The 20,817-nt window shown below is 41.1% G+C and carries 19 protein-coding genes, 1 pseudogene and 1 riboswitch; of the genes and pseudogenes, 1 reads left to right on the forward strand and 19 read right to left on the reverse strand.

What is annotated here, in order from left to right; all coding sequences use genetic code 11:
* Positions 1-102: 102 nt before the first annotated feature.
* The 11 genes from MHI20_RS12205 to MHI20_RS12255 all read right to left on the reverse strand — a co-directional run bounded on the left by MHI20_RS12205 (position 103) and on the right by MHI20_RS12255 (position 12,508).
* Entirely contained in the window at positions 103-1,521 is a 1,419-nt protein-coding gene (locus MHI20_RS12205) for a glycoside hydrolase family 1 protein (protein WP_035702586.1), read from the reverse strand.
* The gene (locus MHI20_RS12210; protein ID WP_340938671.1) at positions 1,493-3,400 is read right to left on the reverse strand and encodes a beta-glucoside-specific PTS transporter subunit IIABC; all 1,908 of its coding nucleotides are present in this window, start codon (positions 3,398-3,400) and stop codon (positions 1,493-1,495) included. Before MHI20_RS12210 ends, MHI20_RS12205 begins: the two co-directional genes overlap by 29 nt.
* Positions 3,401-3,725: 325 nt before the next feature.
* Positions 3,726-4,559: a BglG family transcription antiterminator LicT gene (licT, locus tag MHI20_RS12215; RefSeq protein ID WP_017368351.1), complete on the reverse strand. Its 834-nt coding sequence runs from the start codon at positions 4,557-4,559 to the stop codon at positions 3,726-3,728.
* Positions 4,560-4,783: 224 nt separating this feature from the next.
* A complete protein-coding gene (locus MHI20_RS12220) occupies positions 4,784-5,599 on the reverse strand; it encodes a YwqG family protein (protein ID WP_265154548.1) in 816 nt (271 codons plus the stop codon).
* 173 nt (positions 5,600-5,772) lie between these two features.
* On the reverse strand, positions 5,773-6,612 hold the full coding sequence (locus MHI20_RS12225) for a methyl-accepting chemotaxis protein (RefSeq protein ID WP_116306502.1): 840 nt from the start codon (positions 6,610-6,612) through the stop codon (positions 5,773-5,775).
* Positions 6,613-6,761: 149 nt separating this feature from the next.
* Positions 6,762-7,496 carry an energy-coupling factor transporter transmembrane component T family protein gene (locus MHI20_RS12230; protein WP_340938678.1) on the reverse strand — a complete coding sequence of 245 codons (735 nt, stop codon included), beginning with the start codon at positions 7,494-7,496 and terminating at the stop codon, positions 6,762-6,764.
* Complete coding sequence (locus tag MHI20_RS12235) at positions 7,486-9,078, reverse strand: ABC transporter ATP-binding protein (RefSeq protein ID WP_340938679.1); 1,593 nt, start codon at positions 9,076-9,078, stop codon at positions 7,486-7,488. Before MHI20_RS12235 ends, MHI20_RS12230 begins: the two co-directional genes overlap by 11 nt.
* Positions 9,053-9,652: an ECF transporter S component gene (locus tag MHI20_RS12240; RefSeq protein WP_019743666.1), complete on the reverse strand. Its 600-nt coding sequence runs from the start codon at positions 9,650-9,652 to the stop codon at positions 9,053-9,055. The genes MHI20_RS12235 and MHI20_RS12240 overlap by 26 nt, the downstream gene beginning before the upstream one ends.
* On the reverse strand, positions 9,649-10,335 hold the full coding sequence (tenA, locus tag MHI20_RS12245) for a thiaminase II (RefSeq protein ID WP_017358641.1): 687 nt from the start codon (positions 10,333-10,335) through the stop codon (positions 9,649-9,651). The genes MHI20_RS12240 and tenA overlap by 4 nt, the downstream gene beginning before the upstream one ends.
* 87 nt (positions 10,336-10,422) lie before the next feature.
* Positions 10,423-10,526, reverse strand: a riboswitch (TPP riboswitch).
* 56 nt (positions 10,527-10,582) lie between these two features.
* Complete coding sequence (locus MHI20_RS12250; protein WP_340938682.1) at positions 10,583-11,710, reverse strand: hypothetical protein; 1,128 nt, start codon at positions 11,708-11,710, stop codon at positions 10,583-10,585.
* Between the two features lie 141 nt (positions 11,711-11,851).
* Complete coding sequence (locus tag MHI20_RS12255) at positions 11,852-12,508, reverse strand: type 1 glutamine amidotransferase domain-containing protein (protein ID WP_017358640.1); 657 nt, start codon at positions 12,506-12,508, stop codon at positions 11,852-11,854.
* A 227-nt stretch (positions 12,509-12,735) separates the two neighbouring features.
* Between MHI20_RS12255 and MHI20_RS12260 the strand changes: the two are divergent.
* Positions 12,736-12,927: pseudogene (locus MHI20_RS12260) on the forward strand (hypothetical protein); the annotation flags it as partial.
* Between the two features lie 143 nt (positions 12,928-13,070).
* On the opposite strand, the gene MHI20_RS12265 reads toward MHI20_RS12260, so the two are convergent.
* The 8 genes from MHI20_RS12265 to MHI20_RS12300 form a co-directional block, all read right to left on the reverse strand.
* Positions 13,071-13,442 carry a DUF1304 domain-containing protein gene (locus MHI20_RS12265; RefSeq protein WP_007498006.1) on the reverse strand — a complete coding sequence of 124 codons (372 nt, stop codon included), beginning with the start codon at positions 13,440-13,442 and terminating at the stop codon, positions 13,071-13,073.
* Positions 13,439-13,702: an ORF6C domain-containing protein gene (locus tag MHI20_RS12270; protein ID WP_008345710.1), complete on the reverse strand. Its 264-nt coding sequence runs from the start codon at positions 13,700-13,702 to the stop codon at positions 13,439-13,441. The genes MHI20_RS12265 and MHI20_RS12270 overlap by 4 nt, the downstream gene beginning before the upstream one ends.
* Before the next feature lie 207 nt (positions 13,703-13,909).
* A complete protein-coding gene (locus MHI20_RS12275) occupies positions 13,910-16,291 on the reverse strand; it encodes an immune inhibitor A domain-containing protein (protein ID WP_340938687.1) in 2,382 nt (793 codons plus the stop codon).
* Positions 16,292-16,480: 189 nt separating this feature from the next.
* Entirely contained in the window at positions 16,481-16,774 is a 294-nt protein-coding gene (locus MHI20_RS12280; protein ID WP_340938689.1) for a putative quinol monooxygenase, read from the reverse strand.
* Positions 16,775-16,799: 25 nt separating this feature from the next.
* A complete protein-coding gene (locus MHI20_RS12285; protein ID WP_017368360.1) occupies positions 16,800-17,438 on the reverse strand; it encodes a nitroreductase family protein in 639 nt (212 codons plus the stop codon).
* Positions 17,439-17,451: 13 nt separating this feature from the next.
* On the reverse strand, positions 17,452-17,895 hold the full coding sequence (locus tag MHI20_RS12290; protein WP_045033720.1) for a MarR family winged helix-turn-helix transcriptional regulator: 444 nt from the start codon (positions 17,893-17,895) through the stop codon (positions 17,452-17,454).
* Between the two features lie 352 nt (positions 17,896-18,247).
* Positions 18,248-19,549 (reverse strand): pyrimidine-nucleoside phosphorylase, encoded by a 1,302-nt coding sequence (locus MHI20_RS12295; protein WP_039164991.1) that lies wholly within the window; start codon positions 19,547-19,549, stop codon positions 18,248-18,250.
* 24 nt (positions 19,550-19,573) lie between these two features.
* Complete coding sequence (locus tag MHI20_RS12300) at positions 19,574-20,755, reverse strand: NupC/NupG family nucleoside CNT transporter (RefSeq protein ID WP_017358632.1); 1,182 nt, start codon at positions 20,753-20,755, stop codon at positions 19,574-19,576.
* Between the last annotated feature and the right edge of the window lie 62 nt (positions 20,756-20,817).

Genomic DNA, 20,817 nt, shown 5'->3' on the forward strand with positions numbered 1-20,817 from the left:
TCCAAAGTGACACCTAAAGAATGATAATGCCTCGATTCAAATTGTTTTCATCGTTTTATGAAACCGTGTGTTCTCAAAGAAACCAAACAATATTTTCTCTATTTATGCGTCTAAATGCTTTCCATTTGTCGCGATCACTTGTTTATACCAATCAAAGCTTTTCTTTTTCTTTCTATCTAATGTACCGTTGCCTTCATTGTCACGGTCGACATAAATGAAGCCGTAGCGTTTTTTCATTTCAGCTGTTGATGCACTGACAAGATCAATTGGGCCCCAGCTTGTATAGCCGATCAGATCAACGCCGTCTGCGATCGCTTCTCTTGCCTCAAGCAAATGACTTCTGAGGTAATCAATTCGGTAATCGTCTTGAATGGAGCCGTCTTCTTCTACTTGATCCACAGCACCCAATCCATTTTCTACGATAAACAATGGTTTTTGGTAGCGGTCATATAGTTGGTTTAGTGTTGTACGAAGTCCTTTTGGATCAATTTGCCAGCCCCAATCACTTGCTTCTAGATAAGGGTTTTTCACGCCTTCAAATAGGTTGCCACCAGTAACTTGTCCAAGTACCTCTGGATCTGTACTTGTCACAAAACTCATATAATAGCTGAAGCCGATATAGTCGACTGTATGGTTTCTTAGAATGTCTTCGTCACCGTCTTGGAATTCAATGTTGATGTTATTTTCCAGGAAATAACGTTTCATGTATCCAGGGTAATAGCCTCTTGCCTGTACATCTGAGAAGAACAATGTTTTACGATCTTGATCAATCGCAGCAAACATATCTTCTGGTCTTGAGCTGTACGGATAAGTTGTCATCGCTGCAATCATACAACCGATTTTCGCATCTGGAATGATTTCGTGTCCTGCTTTAACAGCTAGAGCACTTGCAACAAATTGGTGATGCGCTGCTTGATATTGTATGCTTTTCTCGTCTTCGCCTTCTTCAAATACAAGGCCGCCCCCTGTGAATGGAGCATGTAAGACGACGTTAATTTCATTGAAGGTCATCCAATATTTCACTTTATCTTTAAAGCGAGTGAACAATGTTTTAGCGTATGTTTCATAAAGACCCACAAGCTTACGGTTTCTCCAACCGCCGTAGTTTTTCACAAGTGCAAGTGGCATTTCATAGTGAGAGATCGTGACAACTGGCTCAATTCCATGCTTATGCAGTTCATCAAATACTTTTTCATAGAAAGCGAGGCCTGCTTCATTCGGTTCCGCATCGTCGCCATTTGGGAAAATACGTGGCCAAGAAATGGATAGTCTAAAGCACTTGAATCCCATTTCTGCAAACAGGGCAATATCTTCTTTATAGCGATGATAGAAGTCGATCGCATCATGATATAAGTTAAGGTCTTTCATTGATTCATCGAATGGGTGCATAATACCGTGTGGTGATACATCCGCTGTCGATAAGCCTTTTCCATCTTTGTTATAAGCGCCTTCAATTTGGTTGGCGGCTACTGCGCCGCCCCATAAGAAACCTTTAGGAAATGTTTTTTCTAAATTGGTCATGTTGAATGCCCTCCTCATTTTCTTCTACACTGACTGTAAGCAATGTCTCTTTTACTGTAATCGCCCCATCTGTTTTCGCATCAACTTGTGCAAAATCATTTGTGTTGGTGACGATAATTGGCGTTGTTACATCATAGCCATCTTGCTGAATGCCCTTGATATCAAATTCAACTAGCAGATCTCCTGCTTGAACGAGATCACCTGACTGCACATGACTTGTGAAATGTTTACCGCCAAGTTTTACTGTATCAATCCCCACATGGATGAGAAGCTCTGTGCCTTGATCACTCTTTAAACCAATGGCATGTTTCGTTTGGAAAATGGTTTCAACCTTGCCGTTGAACGGTGCTACTACACGTCCAACTGTTGGGACAATGGCTGTTCCTTTGCCCATGATTTCATTAGAGAATGTTGCATCATTTACTTGATTGAGCGGCTTTAGTTGACCTTCAAGTGGGCTTTGTACCACTTCATTTTGAAGCGCTACTGTGTCTTTCTTTTCTTCTGGTTTTTCTGCTTTTGTATCATCTTTCACTGGTACATCTTTGAACCCTAGAACAAGTGTCATGATGGTTGCTACAACAAAGCCGATCACTAATCCAATGATGGAGTAAACAAATGTCGGTCCAATGAACGTTGGGAGACCTGGAAGACCCGCTGATCCTGATATCACATATGACTTTACTTTGAAGATAGACATGAACACGCCGCCTGCTGCTGCACCAATGAGGGCTGCAAGGAACGGTTTTTTCAATCGCATGTTCACACCATACATAGCAGGTTCAGTAATACCCATTAACGCAGTGATACTTGTAGACATCGCCAATGATTTGAATGTTTTGTTTTTTGATCTTAAGAAGACACCGAATGCTGCGCCTGCTTGTGCCATATTCGCTACAAACATCATTGGAAGAATGAAGTCAAAACCGTTTAATGTAATGTTGTTGATCATGATTGGAAGTAGTGCATAGTGCATACCCGTAATGATCAATGGTGACATAAAGCCACCGATTAAGAGTCCGGCCAAAATACCTGCATGTTTGAACAATAAATCAATTCCACCGGAAAGGCCATTTCCGATAATCCCACCAAGCGGTCCAACCGCGATGAGCATAACTGGTACCACGACAAGAAGTGTAACTGTTGGAACAAGAATGATTTTTAGTGATTTCGGACTATATTTTTCCGCGAATCTTTCAACATATGAGCCGAGCCAGATAGTGAGTAGAATTGGAATCACCGATGAAGAGTACACAACGGCAACAACTGGCAAGCCTAGAAATTCTGTATTTCCTGCGCCTAGTAAAGCAGTGAGCTGCGGGTGCAGTGCGGCTGCTGCAATGGCAGCGGCGATATACTGATTTGTGTCAATTTTTTTGGCTACGCTTACAGCAAGCAGAATCGGTAAGAAGTAAAAGGCTCCGTCTCCGATAGCTGTTAAAATCGCATATGTGCTGCTTTTATCTGAGATCCATTGGAACGTCAGCATTAATGCCAAGATCCCTTTGATCATACCAGCTCCAGCGATGGCTGGAAGAATCGGTGTGAAGACACCAGAGATAAAATCGAAAAGCTTTGAAATCACATTTTGTTTTGATGCTTCTTCTGAATCGCCTGACTTTACATCTGTTGATAACCCAGAATCAGCAATCATTGCTTGATAGACGTTTGATACGTCGTTGCCAATAATGACATGGTATTGACCGCCGCTTTGATTCACGCCCATGACGCCGTCTGTTGATTGCAGCTTCTCTTTATCCGCTTTGCTTTCATCGTATAGGTTGAAGCGGAGCCTTGTCATACAGTGCATGACTTGCTTTACATTCTTTTCACCGCCGACAAGCTCTAGAACTTCTTTTGCTGTTTGTTTGTGGTTCATTGTGTTACCCTCCAATCGTTGATTTCATCTTGATATAGAAAAAACCTAAACATCCATTAATGCCCGAAAAATAGCGATTCAGACATTAATCGATATTTAGGTTTTGCCTGCTTAACCAGTAACAATCCTTCATAGCGATTGATCGTTATTCAATTTTATAAGCCTTTAGATACAAAAAAACCTAAATCACGCCTTATCAAAGATAGGGACAATGATTTAGGTTTTGCCTGCTTGACCAGTAACAATCCTAAAAGATTGTGGGTTATTGAGTTTATAGTTATAAATTAGCATGTTAATTTTGATATGTCAACGCTTTCTTTTTGATTTATTTTCTTTTTATGACTCGATCGATGTGCAAAGTTAAGTATAACATCTCATCTTCTATGAGACTTCGGTTGTATTCTTTTTGAACATAGTCATTAATTTTCTCCGCACATTGAAAAGCGGCTGTATTTTTTTCTTTTACGACTTCATACAGAAACTCATTTTGATTTTCCATTTGTGTTTCGTTAAACAGACGCTGTCCAAAAAACTTCAAATGCGTGACAAAACGGAAATAGTTTAATGATTCTTCGTCCAAATCAATTTGGAAATGATACTTTACGATGTTCAAAATATCTTGAATCAGTTTTGTAATTTGAATGACATTCGGCATTTCCTCATTCAGTTCTGCATTGACAATATGCATCGCAATAAAGCCTGCTTCATCCTCGGGAAGATGGATGTTGAGCTTGTCCTGTATGATCCGAATCGCTTCTACACCACACATGAATTCCTCTTTGTACAGCCGTTTGATTTCCCAAAGCAAGGCATTTTTAATGTCCATTCCTTTTTGATGACGTTCAATAGCAAAGGTAATATGATCCGTTAACGTGACATAGATGCTGTCATTTAAATTTTTGTTAAGGGTCGTTCTCGCGTGATCGATAATTGCCTCACACACTTGCATATACTCGATCGGAATATCATAAAGCAGGGTTTTGAATTTTTCTGATATATCTTTATTTTGAATGGAAAATACTTTTTCGATACGTTCTTCGTCAATCGGGTCTCCGCTTTTCTTTTGAAACGCAATCCCTCTGCCCATAATGACCAGCTCATGCTGCTCGTCATCATACGCACTGACCACATTATTGTTGATTACTTTCGAAATGATCAATTGATCCCCCCCAGTACATTCCGCTTTTTCGAGCATTTCATTGTTGATTGATATGTCATGTTATTATTATTTTCAAAAAAGAGGACTTTAAGATGATTTTACATTTTTTTTTGATACGGTCAACTAGAAAGAATGACATATTACCTCTCAGAAATGACGATTTAGGGGCAAAAAGGCTAAAAATAGACAAAAAACACTCTTCAAAAAGAGTGTTTTTTACAAAATTAGGAGCAATCCCAGTTATAGACGACATTTTCGAAATGTTTTCGTTTGAGGTCTTCTGGTTTGATAAAAAAGTTAGCAATGCCGCAATCTCCCCACAACATGTCCACTTCATCATCTGAGTCAATTTGCAATAATAGCACAGTATGTTCTTGGTCTACATAGGTACGCGGGTCTTCTTGTGTAAAACCTGGGTATCCGCCAACTTTATGGCCAAAACCACTTGCTGTCTCATAAAATTCATCTAGCAATTGATCTGCTTCATCACCATCAATACCAACAGCATCTTCGAATAGATCCCAACTTTGCTTTCCTGTGACTTTTTCAAAGCGGAAATCTCCTACACTGATCGTTTCGCTTGATAATTCACCTGTAATCGCACCTTCCTTCGTAACTGGAAAATAAAAATCGTCAGGAATTTTCACGAATGAAAAATCAGTCAATAAGTCTTCTTCAGCTAAGAAAGGTTCCTCAATAAATTTGATCCGAAAATCTTTTTGCTCTGTTTTTTGGTCAATATTCATCCCATAAAGATCATCATGTACAGAAATAAACACTTGCAAAAGTCCTGTTTCTGGGTAATCTTTCAGCTTTGGCAGCTGGCCGAAATTGATTTGTGCCAGCAGCTTCATAGGATGGCCTTCTCCATCAACGGGATATTCGTCGTTTTTGGGGAAATAAGGATCACCTGCTATTTTACTGTCATATGGCCCTGTTTTTCCTTGTTTTATCTGTAATTGAATCAGTGGTTTGTCAGTTTGATCTAACGATGGACGGTAAGGCGCAAGTACTTCTTGCAGCTTTGCTGATTGTGTCAAGATGGTCTTCCTCCTTATGAATAGGTCTAATGATCAAAACAGGTCTATCTTTTTCTATCATACAGAAGTGTAACTTCCCTGTCAGTGAAAAACCCGTCAATATCATGACAAAAAACTCACTTCAACACGTTAAAAAACCTCCGATACAGCTGGAGGTTTTGTGATTCGTTTATTTATTTCACTTGATAATTCACTAAGTCTGTTGCCAATGTTTTCATCGTTTCGTTCGTTTCGTGCAGCCCCTCAATAATTTTTGTGAAAGTGCCAACGAGTTCTGCTTGATGTTCAGAAGAAGCCACGATTTGTGCTATTTCTTCTTCCATTCCTTTGATAGAGCCTTGCACATCTTTTAGCGCTGTTTCAATATCAGTCGTTGCTTGCTTCGCGTGAGTAGACAGCTTTCTCACTTCCGTAGCAACCACCCCAAAGCCTGCTCCTGCTTCACCTACTCTTGCAGCCTCAATGGATGCATTGAGTCCAAGTAAGTTCGTTTGATCAGAGATACCTTTGATGAGATTAGACACTTGGTTGATTTTAGAGGAATTTTCGACAGTGGTTTTTGTATTTTGTAGAATTTGTTCACTTGTCGCTTGTAGTTCCTCTGAATGTGCAGCCACTTGCTGTACCATCGCGACTAGTTTTTCGGAAGCATCGTTACTTTCCGTCATAATGTGTTCTAATCGTTGTTGATTCGTTTGGTCATATGCTACACAGAAGGCAGCGACCACTTGACCATTGTCATCTTTAATCGGGACGGCGACGATGTCCATAGGAATTCCGTACACCTCTTTAGGAATCTGGATAAACGATGGCTCTCTCCCATTTTTCAACATTGAAAAGTTTTGGAACCCGGGAGCTACAACATCCCCAGCTTTAAACCCTAAGTCAATGTTCCCGTGCTGCTGATAATAAAGAACCTTCTCTTTCCCTAATACAGAAAAGGTTAGCTGCTCTCTCATAGCTAGTCCAACGATTGGTAAAGCGTCTATTATGTTATCAATTCTCTGTGACATTCGCTCACGTTCATCCTCTCTTTTTCTCAGTACACTCTCTTTATCGGTTCTTTATATGATCTATTACAGCCTGCAATGAGTACTAATATCAACCAAATGACCTAAGACATATAAAACAGCCACATTCTATCAAGAGAATGTGGCTGTTTTTAAAAGAAGAAGATGCATATCAACACACTAATGACGATGAAAAAAAGATACATGCAGTCGATCCATGAAGTGCTGATGACATGATAATACGTTCTCTCCCTCGTCCCTGTGAAGCCTCTTGCTTCCATCGCAATGGCTAGTCGTTCAGATTTCCGTACGCCTTGCGTGAAAAGAGGGAGTGCATAACGTATAAAGGCTTTCCAACTGTTTTTTTGCTTGTAACCTCTAATTTTATGTGCAGCCTTCATTTGCTTCAATTCACTTTGAAACAACGGGATAAACCGGAAGCCTGCCAGCATCCCATATGCCCATTTGGGTGACATTCGGCATTGATGGATTAAGCTCATCATAAAGGCCGTCAAATCAGTTGTTGATGTAAAAAGGAGACCAAATGTCACAAACCCAAGCATTCTAAAAGAAATGGTCAGCCCATTTCTTAAACTCTCCTCTGTGATATGAAACCATGCCCACTTCCAAACTGTATGATCTCCCTTGCCAAAGGCCGCGATCATCCAAAACACGAGAATGAAAAAGAGCAGATAAGGTACAAGTCTGGTGATGAGGTATTTCAAATTCCAGCCGCCTAGGACAAGTCCAATTCCAAGTGCAAACAGCCAGATGATGACCGTCGTTTTAGGATCAGAAATCGCCATCAGACAGCACATCGCAAGGAGATGGGCGAGTAATTTCATGACTGGATTTACAGTGGATAGAAAGGAGTGATTACTTTGCAATCGTCATCACTTCCTTTCTTTCAGCCATATAGCGATAATGTAACGGCACTCTCAGCTCACAGGAAGTGACAAGTTCCTGATGAGAAAATAAATCAAAAGGCGTACCATCATAAACATGCTCCCCTTGATGAAAAACAAGCACCTGATCAGCGCACTCATCAACGAGTTCCATATCATGTGTGACCATGATAATAGTGGTGCCTTGTCGTTGACGTTCTTTTAAACGCCGGATTAACTCCCTCGCCGTTTTCTCATCCTGCCCGAATGTCGGCTCATCTAAAATGAGTACATCCTGATCAAAAAGAAGCATCGTGGCAACACTTAATCTTCTTTTTTGTCCTAAGCTTAAGGTGAAAGGATGCACGTCTCTATGCTTCTCTAGGCCGAACTCTGCTAATAGCTGATTCGTTTTTTCTTGCACCACAGACTCTGACCAATTTCGCTGTCTCCCACCAAATGCGATTTCATCAAACACTGTGTCCTGTATAAATTGAAGTTCTGGATTTTGAAATACAAAGCCTGCTTTTTCATATAATGTTCGGTCAGACCACTTTTTCAGATGTTTTCCTTTTAAGTAAATGTGACCTTTCTTTATTGGTTCTAAACGGATGACATGTTTAAGAAACGTACTTTTTCCGCTCCCATTTTCACCGATGATCGCAACCCAATCTCCTGCTTTTATATTAAGGTCTAGGTCATCTATAATGCTTTTTTTCCCGTAGCTTAATTGTAGATGATCAGTGCGAATAATGACCTCTCGATTTGTTGATGTCTCATGACGTTCTTTTCTCGCCTCAAAGGTTTGCAAGAGTGTTTGACTCAGTGGATGAAACGGATCTTGTACGATAGTGGACCATTTCTCGGGAAATATTTTCGGACGCCAAATGCCGGCTTCTTTCATTTCTCCCTCAAATGTGTTCATCACGTCTTTTGGCGTTCCATCTGCTATGATACGGCCTTGATGATCTAATAAGATCACCCGATCCATCCACTCGATGACACCGTCTAACACATGCTCCACAAAAATCATCGTCTGATTCTGTTCAGCTGAAAGCTGCTGAAGCAATTGAAATATCTCCATTCTTCCTGCTGGATCAAGCTGTGCTGTCGGTTCATCAAAGAACAGGACGTCTGGCTCTAATGCTAGTAAACAAGCAAGCGCCAACCGCTGCTTCATGCCGCCAGATAAGGTATGAATATCTGTGTTTGGGTCGACATCCAGCTGTACCTTTTTCATGAGATGCTGAATCATGTCATCCATTTGTTCTCGAGGGACAGATCGATTCTCTAAGCTAAACGCAATTTCTTCATTGACTCGGTGCATACAAAACTGCGAATCTGGGTCTTGAAACATGACACCAGTATGCCTTTGCCGCATCACTTCTCCCTGTACTTCAGCTTCCATATGCTCTGGAATAATGCCAGCAAGCACAGAAATCAGCGTAGATTTCCCGCTTCCACTTGGTCCTAATATCAGCACCTTTTCCCCCTTTTGAATAGAAAGAGATACTTGATGAAGAACGGGATTCGGCTGTTCATAAAAACGGACAGTGAGATTACTGCACGCGAGAAATGAATCCATGCTGGTCACCCTTACTTCGTTTTTCTTTCATGATGGCATATTGATTCAGCACACCCGTTTTAGATAAAGCATCCACCACAACCTTTGCCAAGCAACCACCGAGTAACATACCGCTGATGACTTGAGTGACAAGTGTCATGAGTAACACTTGAGGCGTGTAATAGCCGAATCCATTGGCAATGAGGCTATATGCCATTGCCCCTACTGCTGCAAAGGCACCAGACAACATGAGTGTCCACATGCGATATCGCTTATAGCCAAATAGAGCGAAGGCGATTTCTGCTCCAAGTCCTTGGCATACACCAATCAAAAGCGCAGAAAGACCGAAGTGGCTGCCTGTCAGTAATTCCACGGCAGCGGCAGCTGTTTCTGCGATGAGGGCAGCGCCAGGCTTTTGGATAATGTAAGCAACGATTGGACTGGCAATGACCCAAATTCCGAACATGATGTTGCCTCCTGCTGGACCGACAAGGGCTGTAATCGGTAAATAAAGAGTCGACCACCCTAAATAGATGACTCCGCATGCCACTGATAAAATGACAGCAAGAACGACTTCTTTCATCTTCCATGTCATGAAGAATGCACCTCCATTTGGACAGGCCACTCTTCGACAGTAAAGGCCATGTCCCAGAATTTATACTCAAGCTGACAGCTTAAGATGAAGTGCTGTTTCATTTTCTCCTTTTCCTTCTCACTTGCTCCTTCCGCCCACTGATCAAGCCGTTTGCAAAGCTCCACTGTAACAGAGTCCGTTAACCCGCCATAAAACGTGATCCACTCATAGAATGGATGGGCAGGGTCGGGCTCAACATCTTTAAGCATTCGTTTGCCTATTTCCCAATAGGTCCAAGGGCAAGGGAGCAAAACCGCAATGATTTCTCCTAGCGTCCCTTCCTTTGCGACTTGCAGCATGTGATGAATATAGTGATGGGCACTTGGCGCCAAAGACGCACCTTGCAGTTCATCATAAGCGACACCTGCCACTCGGCAAAGGTTTTGATGAGGATGTGTCTCACTATCAAGGACAAAAGCCATTTGTTGATGGAAAAAGGTAATGTCCTCTCTGTCTGTACATCTGCTGATGGCTGCCGCATAAATTTTAATAAAGGCATTTAAATATTCTGCATCCTGTTTGACATAATGAATGATCTGTTCCTTTTCGAGTTCTCCTGCTGCGAGTCCTCTCACAAACGGATGCTGATAAATCGCTTCAAATAATGGTTCTGCTTCTTGCCTTAATTGGGTTGAAAATGTCATAAAAAAAGCCTCCTCTTTTTCAGTTGAATAAATGAAAAAGCCACCCCAAATGGAGCGGCCTTCTTATCGATTCAATCATGAATAAGACAAGGTCCAGCTCCACTTCCCTCCGCTAGTACAAACTAGATCAGGTTCAAAGGGTCCAAGATTTCCTCTTGTCTCAGTCATACATGACTCCCCTAGTGGACTTTTGTCATTTAATTATCTTTACTCTACACATGTGGCGATTTGATGTCAACCGCCGATCTTAATTCAATGTATTGATCGTTGGCAGCTTCTCGATCCCTGCTGCATAGTAGAAATTAAGGACACTGAAGAAATCAATTGGCTTTCCTGTCTTTAAATCAACAGCCAAAATATGATCGCCGTAATTTGTCAGGTCATCAATGTCTAAACGCCTTGGCGTTGTCTTTCCGAGAGTATCAACAAAGCTGCTATGGTAGTACTGCCCACTAGCAAACGATGATTCATGATACATAAATAATGTCTCCACATCTAAGTAGACAAGAATGGCCTCAGAGGAACTCGCATATGGAGCAGAGTACGATACTGGTGCCGAAATACTTTTCACTTTTACACTGTCAACAGAATGCGTTCTCTGTTGATATTTTCCATCATATGAGAAATAAAATACACGCTCCCATTTATAATCAGCGGTCTTAGATTGTTTGTTATACACTTTTGTACCATTTGCGAAAACATCCCCATTGGCATACGCAGCAACAAAGTATTGCAATGTTGATGACAGGGATTCAGCACCTGTGAAATTTGGTGGGTTTTTTGCATTCACCTGTAATGTATATGAGTCTCCAAAGTCTCCACCGCTAGTAATACCAAACGCATAATCCCCCGCTGGTAAATTGCTTAACGCAAGCAGACTGCCTGCCGGTTGAATCAGATCCGTTGGATAAGCTTGTCCTTCTTCATAATCAATAACAAATAACTGAACGAAATAATCAGCATTTGGAGAGGTAATCCGGCTGATGAGCGCCTGAGGGGACGATGTAGTCAAGAACCATAAATCAACTGGATCTTCCTCGTTTAAAACTGCCGATTGATTAATGGCTAGTCCATCAATAGAGCGAACGGCAGACGTGCGCATCTTTCCATCTGTAGCCGCTTTTCGTTTAATACTTATTCCCTTTTTCTTATCTACTTTAAATGATTTTTTTACTTCCTTCTGTTGAACCGCAGTCCCTTTATCCTGCTTTTCAAACGACTCTTGCACTTGCTGAATGGCTTTTTCAGTCAGTGGCGATACTTTTTCACTTGATTTTGGTGCATCTTCTGCTTTGATTGCTGGTGAAAATAAACCTGTTGTGACCAATAAAATAGACAGTAAGGCGGCGGTGATTTTGACATAAAATGCTCTCACAGGAACATCCCCTTTTCCCTAATTTGGGTTTTTTACCCTGTGATTATTTTACCATTTTTCTAATACTTGTTTTGGACTTTTTTAGGAAATTTTTATAACAAAAAACCAGCCGTATGCGTCACGACTGGTTTATTTGATGATTTATGCAATGGTTTTGACAAATAAGCGTGCTGTTTCTGCACTTGATCCTGGATTTTGTCCAGTAATAATTTGTCCGTCTACAACAGCGAATGGCGCAAATGCATCGCCTTTTTCAAATGCTGCCCCTTGCTCGCGAAGTTTTGTTTCCAATAAAAATGGAACTTTAGATGTCAGCTGAACAGCATCCTCTTCCTCATTTGTGAATCCTGTTATTTTCTTGCCGTCGATAAATGATTTTCCATCACGATCCTTCACATCAACAAAGGCAGAAACGCCATGGCAAACTGCCCCAACGGCTCCATTTTTGTCTGAAATCGCTAAGATCGCATCGGCAACCAATTGATTGGACGCAAAGTCGATCATTGGGCCATGTCCTCCAGCAAAGAAAATGCCATCATACTCAGCTGGGTTTACATCGGTCAGTGCCTTTGTGTCTTGAAGTAATTCATACACATCTTGATATTGTGCTGGAACTCCTTCAGGAATTGAATTTTTATCGATCGGTACTGTTCCACCTTTTATTGAAACAATTTGCACGTTGAGTCCATTTTCTTTAAAAATATGAAATGGCTCGGCCAATTCTTCTAGCCATAAGCCTGTTGGGTGTCCGTTCATTTCTGAGCTGCTTGTTGATACTAATAAAACGTTCTTGCTCAACTTTATCATCCTTTCTATTTATCATGTGGCTATTTTATATTTTGCACAATTAAATATCAAGCAATCAGACTTGGATACAACTCTTTATGTTATACCCGATTTTTTTAAAAATATAGCCTCACTTCAAATCTAATCATTCTGTCACATTCTATTGACAGGGAATTTCATGTAAAATTGTGATGAAATGATATAATATGAGAAACAATTGACAGACCTCTTGCGCTAGAGGGAATTTAAAAGGAGTGGAAAAAGAGATGAAAACCTATTCGATTGTGATGATTATCATCACGCTCTGTATCATATTGGCTGTCTTTTTAATGAATCTTACGGGCGTCATGTATGGAAAAATCATATTGGCTGTCGCTGTTGCCCTTTGTCTTACGTCCATTATTCGTTTGATGGGAATGCGTAAAAGATAAAAGCCGCCCTCTGGGGCGGCTTTACCGTGTAGACAAACCCTCGCATTCAGTGTCAGTCCTGCGCTTCGGTGCTCACCCATGTCAGATTCGCTCCGATGCTCGTCCTTCCTAAACTGCAAAGGTTTTCTATCACGTTGATAGGATTATATAGCCAGGATAAGTGCAATTAATGCAAGAAAAGCTGGTAACCCTTGTTTGATGATAATCGATTTATTAGACGTCACACCGCCAAATACTGCTGCGATGAACACACAAAGAACGAAAAATAGCTGAATCATATATCCTACGGTATTCGAACCAAGAATGAGCCCCCAAATGAGTCCAGCAGCTAGAAAGCCATTGTATAGCCCTTGATTAGCAAACATCACTTTCACATTTGGATCCTTTTGTAAGTGTTCAGGCAGATTGAAAGATCTTTTCGCCATTTTTGATTCCATAAAAAACATTTCTAGTAACATGATGACAATGTGCTCTAAAGCGACAATTCCTACTAAAATCATTGCTAAAATATTCAATTTAGTGAATTCCTTTCTGATAGACGGTCTCGTATTTGTATTTTGTCCGTGTATAAATCAAAGTCTTGGATTAGCTCTAACGCCTCATGAAAACGACTTTGTGGAATGTCTTTCATTTTTCTTACACCAAATTCCTTTTTAATAAAAGCCATGATGGTATTAATATGAAGCTTACCGTGGCCATCATACTCTAAATGGCTGCAAAAAGTCTGCATCGTCCCTCGAATCACCTTTAATTGCTTGGCAGTGACACAACTCATTGGTAACGCTCATCCTTTCTTGGTTTTTTAACAACTAAAAAGAACATTGAATGAAAGAAAAACCTTCCAATCTCTATTATATAATGGTTTCATTCGGATATCAAAATAAAAAAGAACAAACATTCGATCAAAGACGAGTCATACGCTAAAAATCCATGTCTTAACGTATCAAAAAGCCGGATTCATGGATAGAATCCGGCTTTTTGTTTAGTTGCTTTTAGAAATTAATACCTTTCCAACAGAACGGTCCTTACTTTGTCCGACGACTTTAAAGGATAGGCCGTATGTTGGCACATCACGTCCTGCATCCGGGTTATTTGGATTCACATAGTTCTTTTTATCACTAAATGTACGCGTTGGGCGGATATAGCGATCCTCTAAGGTTAAGCCTGTTGTCGCTGTATAATCAATATTCAGCTTCGTGCTTGGATTCAAAGAGAATGCTGCATCATGTACTTGGAAACCTGTCGCTGCAATAGAGCCGTCACTCCATTTCAACACTTGTTGATCTGCATCTACGACTCCAAGGAAGCCGTTCCCTGGATGTTTTCCAACCCAGTTATCACTGTACGATTGATCGACGTACCACACGACCAAACCGTTATTATAGCTCATCAGACTTGCTCCTCGTTTGATATGCTTTAAGCCTTTATCGACATCAGCATAAGAGCGCCATTCTAGTAAATAATACTGAGCGGCATATTGTTTTCCATTAGATTGAGAGAATCCATTAAAAGTGAACGTGGACGTTCCCTCGGCATCATCTGACCACACTTTTGCTCCATCTGCTGTAATCTTTAGATCATCTACAAATAAACCTGGCAGTGAATATCCTGCATCGGTTGTATAGCGGAATTGCAGATCGATCTTCTTCCCTGCATAAGCAGAAAGGTCAAAGGATGCATCTACCCAGCCATCTGATTTTCCATCGATGCCATTGCCTTCATTCGCTCCTGCCTCATTTCGATCATTCGTAATATTACCAGCAATGGTTGTCCATTTGTCTGTCCCAGTTTCACGAACTTCTACATACGCATAGTCGTAATCTTCTTCGATATCGTACCATGCTTTAAACGTAAGCTCGGCTTTGCTTCCCTTCGACAAATCAATCCCTGATGTCGTCATGGTAGCATTCAAATTGTCACCTGTTCCGCTGAAGTATGAATATTGCCCTTGTGCAGGCTGAGTGACCACAATCTCTTTATCTGGCAAATCGACTCGAACCGCATCATGGTTGGTTCCTTTTGTTGCTGCTTCATCGATTAAAACTGTTTTGCTTTTTGTTAATGTCTTACCATCAATGGTTTTTCCAGAAAGCCAGTTGCCGCCATGCAAGTTTTGAAGCATTTCTTTTGCATATGGACTAAAACCTGTTGGTTCCGTACCAGGTACTTTACCTGCCCAGCTCCCGCTTGACATGATAGACCAATAAGAAACGGGCTCTCCTCTGCCTGTGTATTGTGTATCGTATTCATCAGGCAGACCAAGATCATGTCCAAATTCATGTGTGAACACACCTGCTGCGCCATCTTCAGGCTCAATCGTATAATCTAGAGCGCCTAACTTTCCGCCTTGACCCACTTCTGATTCAGTGTTTGGAATCTCAAATACATCACCAAGTGACCAGCGATGCGACCAAATCGCGTCAGAGCCAAGCTGTCCGCCGCCAGCTTCTTCACCTACGCCAGCGTGTACAACCATGAGGTGGTCAATGATACCGTCCGGCTCATTATAAACACCGTCCCCATCCATATCATAGCGGTCCCATTGATCATATTCACCAAGGTCAATATTTGGATCCTTTGCCGCTGCTTCGAGGGCTTCTTTCACCAATTCGCGCGGTCTGCCGTCACTGCCTGATTCGTCTGGTACGTTCCCGCCATAATATGCTGCTTCATGCTTGGCTGTATACCATCCAGCTACTGTTCCACTAATCGTGTAGCTTCCACCGGACTGCTTTTCATAATACTGCTTCATAGATACTTTTCTTTTACCATCTGGACCGATGTAGCCATTTTTTCCGAAAAGCATATCTTGGTAATGCTGCTGATCGTACTTGTCATAGTACATATCAGTCTCTTCTTTTTTAATACTATTATGCTTATAATCTTTAAAATCTACTAATAATACCAAAACTTTATCATTACGGACGTCGCCTTTATATTTTTCCTTTTTCACCGGCTTTACTTGATTGCCTTCTTTTCCTTTATGCTTCTTTAACTTTTTCTTTTTGGCTAGTTTATTATGTACATTTTGTTTGTATTCTTTTAGGAATTCAGGTTCTTCTGTTAAGGTACTTGCGCTTTGTTTCATCGCTGCTTCTTCTTTTTTCTTTAGGTAGTTCTTTAATGCTTTTTGGGTTTCTGCCTCATTGGCATTCTTTTTGATCTTTCCTTGTTTTTTCAAGGCTTTGATGAGGCGGTCTTCATTGACAACACTTGCGTCGAATGGAATACCTGAATAATGACCACCATCTGAGGATAATGACTTTTCTGAGGTGTGGGCAGATAGAGGGGTGCTGAAAGCTGTCAATGTGCCTAAACTGAGGACAGCTGTTAGTGCGATGCTCGTCCATTTCCCTTTTTTCATATTGGTTCCTCCCTAATTTGGTAATAAATAATATCTAATTCTAGCATATTCCAATACACTTAAGTCGAAAAACATTTTATTTTCAGAAACTTTGTGGAAAATGCACAATACGAGATTGAAATAGGTGGAACGAATTGTCGAAAATAAAAGAACCCTAGGCTATAAATGCCTAGGGTGTTTGTTGTTTTTCTATGAAAGTTGCTCTCCTTGATATGCAACAACATTAAGTGGAGCGGCTAAAAATTCTTTTGCCTTTGCGACGAAAGCTTGGAAATGTGCACTTGCATTATGGCTTTGAACCGCTGCTTCATCTTTCCACACTTCTACCATTAAAAAGGTGTTTTCTTTCTCTGTATCCTTGAAAAGCTTGTAGGACACATTGCCTGCTTCTTCCTGTGAAGCTTTCATTAAACCATTGATTTCTTCTAGAAATACGTTTTCTTTCTCTGGATGAATGGTCATCCCTGCATGAATAATAATCATATGATCGTCTCCCTTTTTTTAAAAATTATTTCCACTCTGTGATGCGATCGATCGGTAAACGGTAAGAAGCATAACCTTCGTCAGCTGCTTTCCCAATGGATAGAAGCATAACTGGTACATAGCGCTCTTTATCCCAGCCGAATGTTTCAGCGATGACTTCTTTGTCATATCCGCCAATTGGGTTTGTATCATAGCCATGCGCACGAGCAGCAAGCATCAGCTGCATTGACACAAGTCCACCGTCAATTAAGATCGTTTCACGATTCACTTGCTCTGGAAGAGCTTCAAAATGTGCAGTTAATGCAGCAATTTGTCTTTCTTTTACTTCCTGCGGCATGTAGCCATTTTCTACTGCTTTTGAATAAATTTCTTCTAAGTATTCATTGTTTTTCATATCTGCAAACACAGCGATGACAGCTGATGATGTAGCTACTTGTGTTTGGTTGAATTTTGCGAGTGGTGCGAGCTTTTCTTTTCCTTCTGGGCTGTCAATGACCATGAAGCGCCAAGGCTGTGCATTCACTGATGATGGTGCTGTTGTTGCCTCTTCTAAAATCTCCGTCATTTCTTCTTTGCTAATTTTCACTGCTGGATCATAGTTACGAATGGAGCGGCGCCCTTTCATAATATCCATAAAATCGTTTGTTTTTAATGTTGTAGCCATGTGTAACACTCCTTTAGGTTGTTTGAATCTTCTCGATATTTTGTTGTATACGGATGAGCACATCAGTGAGAAGCTTTCGTTCTTCATCACTTACGTTTTCAAGCATTTCTGAGATAAATCGTTCTTTTTCTTTTTTAGAAGCTTCGATTCTTGTTCTGCCTTCATCTGTCAGACGAACAAGCGTGACTCGATTATCTTCCGGCTTTCTTCTGCGCGTGACCATTCCTTTTGTTTCTAACTGTTTTAAGTGACGCGTCACAGCCGCACTATCAATATTTACTTTTTTCTGCAAATCGGATTGGCTGATTTCGTCGGCTTGGAATAACAGTGATAGCAACTCCAGTCTTGATTGGCTGATGCCCGTGCATGCTTCGAACTTCACACCCATCATACGGTTCACGCACTGCAAACGATATAATACCTCTGCTTCTTCAGAGCAAAATGCAGTCAATGCCATCCCCTCTTTTCTATTCAGATCAATTAGTTGATATATCAATCATTGACTCGTCAACTAATATACACCCACTGTTTCATGATTGCAAGAGGTTTGTTTCATAAAGTGAAATTTTTTATTTCAATTAAAAAAGACGAGCTTTTGCTCGTCTTAAGAACTTGGTGTCGATGTTGGTCCCACATAGTAGCTGATAAATCCAATGATCATCAAGACTACAAAAATAAAGAGAATGAGTTTGAGCATTCTCATGGTTTATCCCCTCCCACTCATCTAACTTATCATATCTAGAAGAAGCGCTACCTAAAATTTACATAAAAAAAGACAAAAGCGATTCATCACTTTTGTCTTCTTCTCTTTATTCTGTAATCACTGTATGAATCAAAGTCGGAGCATCAGCATGGTCAGCGATGCGGATGTTGTCATAAATTTTCTCCATGACATTCGCAACATCTTCACGATTTGCATGCAGCGTCACGAGAGATTCACCTTTTTCTACACGATCGCCTACTTTTTTGTTGAGCATGATGCCAACAGATAGGTCGATATCGTCTTCTTTTGTTGCACGTCCTGCTCCAAGAATCATCGCTGCAACACCGATTTCGTCTGCGACGATTTCAGCGATCACACCTGATTCTTTTGCCGGCACTTCGATTTGATAAGGTGCTTGTGGCAGTTTTTCCGGTTGATCTACAATCGAGCCGTCTCCACCTTGGTTTTCTAAAAATTCCTTGAATTTCTCAAGTGCTTTGCCGTTTTTCATGACTTCAATTAGCTTTTCTCTTGCTTCATCAAGTGTCTCTGCTTTTTTCGCAAGAACGACCATTTGACTTCCTAATGTGAGCACAAGCTCGTTTAAGTCTTCAGGGCCTTCGCCTTTAAGCGTGTCAATCGCCTCTTTCACTTCAAGGGAATTTCCAATCGCTAATCCTAGCGGCTGAGACATGTCTGAGATGACAGCCATCGTTTGTCTGCCAACATTATTTCCGATACGAACCATTGCTTTTGCAAGCTTCTCAGAGTCTTCAGGTGTTTTCATGAAAGCACCTGCACCTGTTTTTACATCTAGTACAATGGCATCTGCGCCAGCAGCGATTTTCTTACTCATAATCGAGCTTGCAATGAGCGGGATTGAGTTAACAGTTCCTGTTACATCACGAAGGGCATAAAGTTTTTTATCAGCAGGTGTCAGGTTGCCTGATTGTCCAATGACCGCTACTTTATGACGGTTCACCAGCTCGATGAACTCGTCTTTTGTAATTTCAACATGGAAGCCTTTGACTGCCTCTAGCTTGTCGACAGTTCCACCCGTATGTCCAAGACCACGCCCAGACATTTTTGCAACAGGCACATCAAGTGCTGCAACAAGAGGAGCGAGTACAAGCGTTGTTGTATCGCCTACACCGCCTGTTGAATGCTTGTCTACTTTAATGCCGTCGATAGCAGACAGGTCAATTGTGTCCCCTGAGTTTGCCATAGCGAGTGTTAAATCTGCACGTTCTTGATCCGTCATATCTTGGAAGAAAATCGCCATCGCCAAGGCACTTGCTTGGTAGTCAGGAATTGTTCCGTCCGTATAACCTTTGACAAAGAAAGAAATTTCCTCTGAAGATAATTCTTTTCCGTCACGTTTTTTCGCAATGATATCTACCATTCTCATTGTTTTCACCATTCCTTTTTTAGTTTAGTAAATCAAACCGACAACGCCTGCTGTTAAGAAGCTGACGAGTGTTGCACCGAATAACAGCTTTAATCCAAAGCGTGCGACAACGTTTCCTTGTTTTTCATTTAAGCCTTTCACTGCTCCAGCAATGATACCGATAGACGAGAAGTTCGCAAATGACACAAGGAATACAGAAATGATCGCTTCTGTACGAGCAGTGAAATGAAGACCGTCGCCAGATAGAGCAAGCATCGCTACAAATTCGTTAGATACCATTTTGGTCGCCATAATACTTCCTGCTTGTACCGCTTCACTCCAAGGTACACCAACAAGGAAAGCAAATGGTGCAAACACATATCCAAGTACATCTTGGAAAGAAACACCGATGGCAGCTGTGAAAATGCCATTAATCATCGCAATTAATGCAACGAATCCAATCAACATCGCAGCCACAACAATGGCTACTTTGAAACCATCCATAATGTATTCGCCGAGCATTTCGAAGAAAGATTGTCTTTCTTCTTCTACGACTTCAAGCATGTCTTCGTCTTTAGACACTTCATATGGATTGATGATAGACGCAATAATAAATCCACCAAATAGGTTCAGCACAAGTGCTGTAACAACGTACTCCGGTTTAATCATTTGCATATACGCACCGACAATGGACATTGATACAGTCGACATCGCAGATGCACACAATGTATAAAGACGCTGTTGAGGTAATAATCCAAGCTGCTTCTTAATGGAAATGAACACTTCGGATTGACCTAAAATCGCTGACGCTACGGCGTTGTAAGATTCTAGTTTCCCCATTCCATTGACTTTACTAAGCAAATACCCAATTCCGCGTACGATCAGCGGAAGGATACGCCAATGCTGCAGGATACCAATCAAGGCAGAAATGAAGACGATCGGTAGCAAGACATTGATAAAGAAAGTTGACGCATTATCATTCATTAAACCGCCAAATACGAAGTTGATCCCTTCACCAGCATAGCCTAGAAGCATTTGGAATCCTTTTGCAAAGCCCCCGACTAGGAAGTTTCCAACACCTGTATTGAGCAGAATATAACCTAAAATAAATTGCAGTACAATCATGACAATGACTGGACGGAATTTCACTCGCTTTTTCCCGTTACTTGCCAGCCATGCAATGGCGAGAATCACCAGCAAACCGATAATACCAATGACGTATTTCATGTTTTTCCTCCTTGAATGAATTCGTTTACATTAATGTGCTTGTATGGAACAAACCCTATTTC

The organism is Bacillus sp. FSL K6-1106, assembly GCF_038005245.1.
Lineage (GTDB): Bacteria > Bacillota > Bacilli > Bacillales > Bacillaceae > Bacillus > Bacillus altitudinis.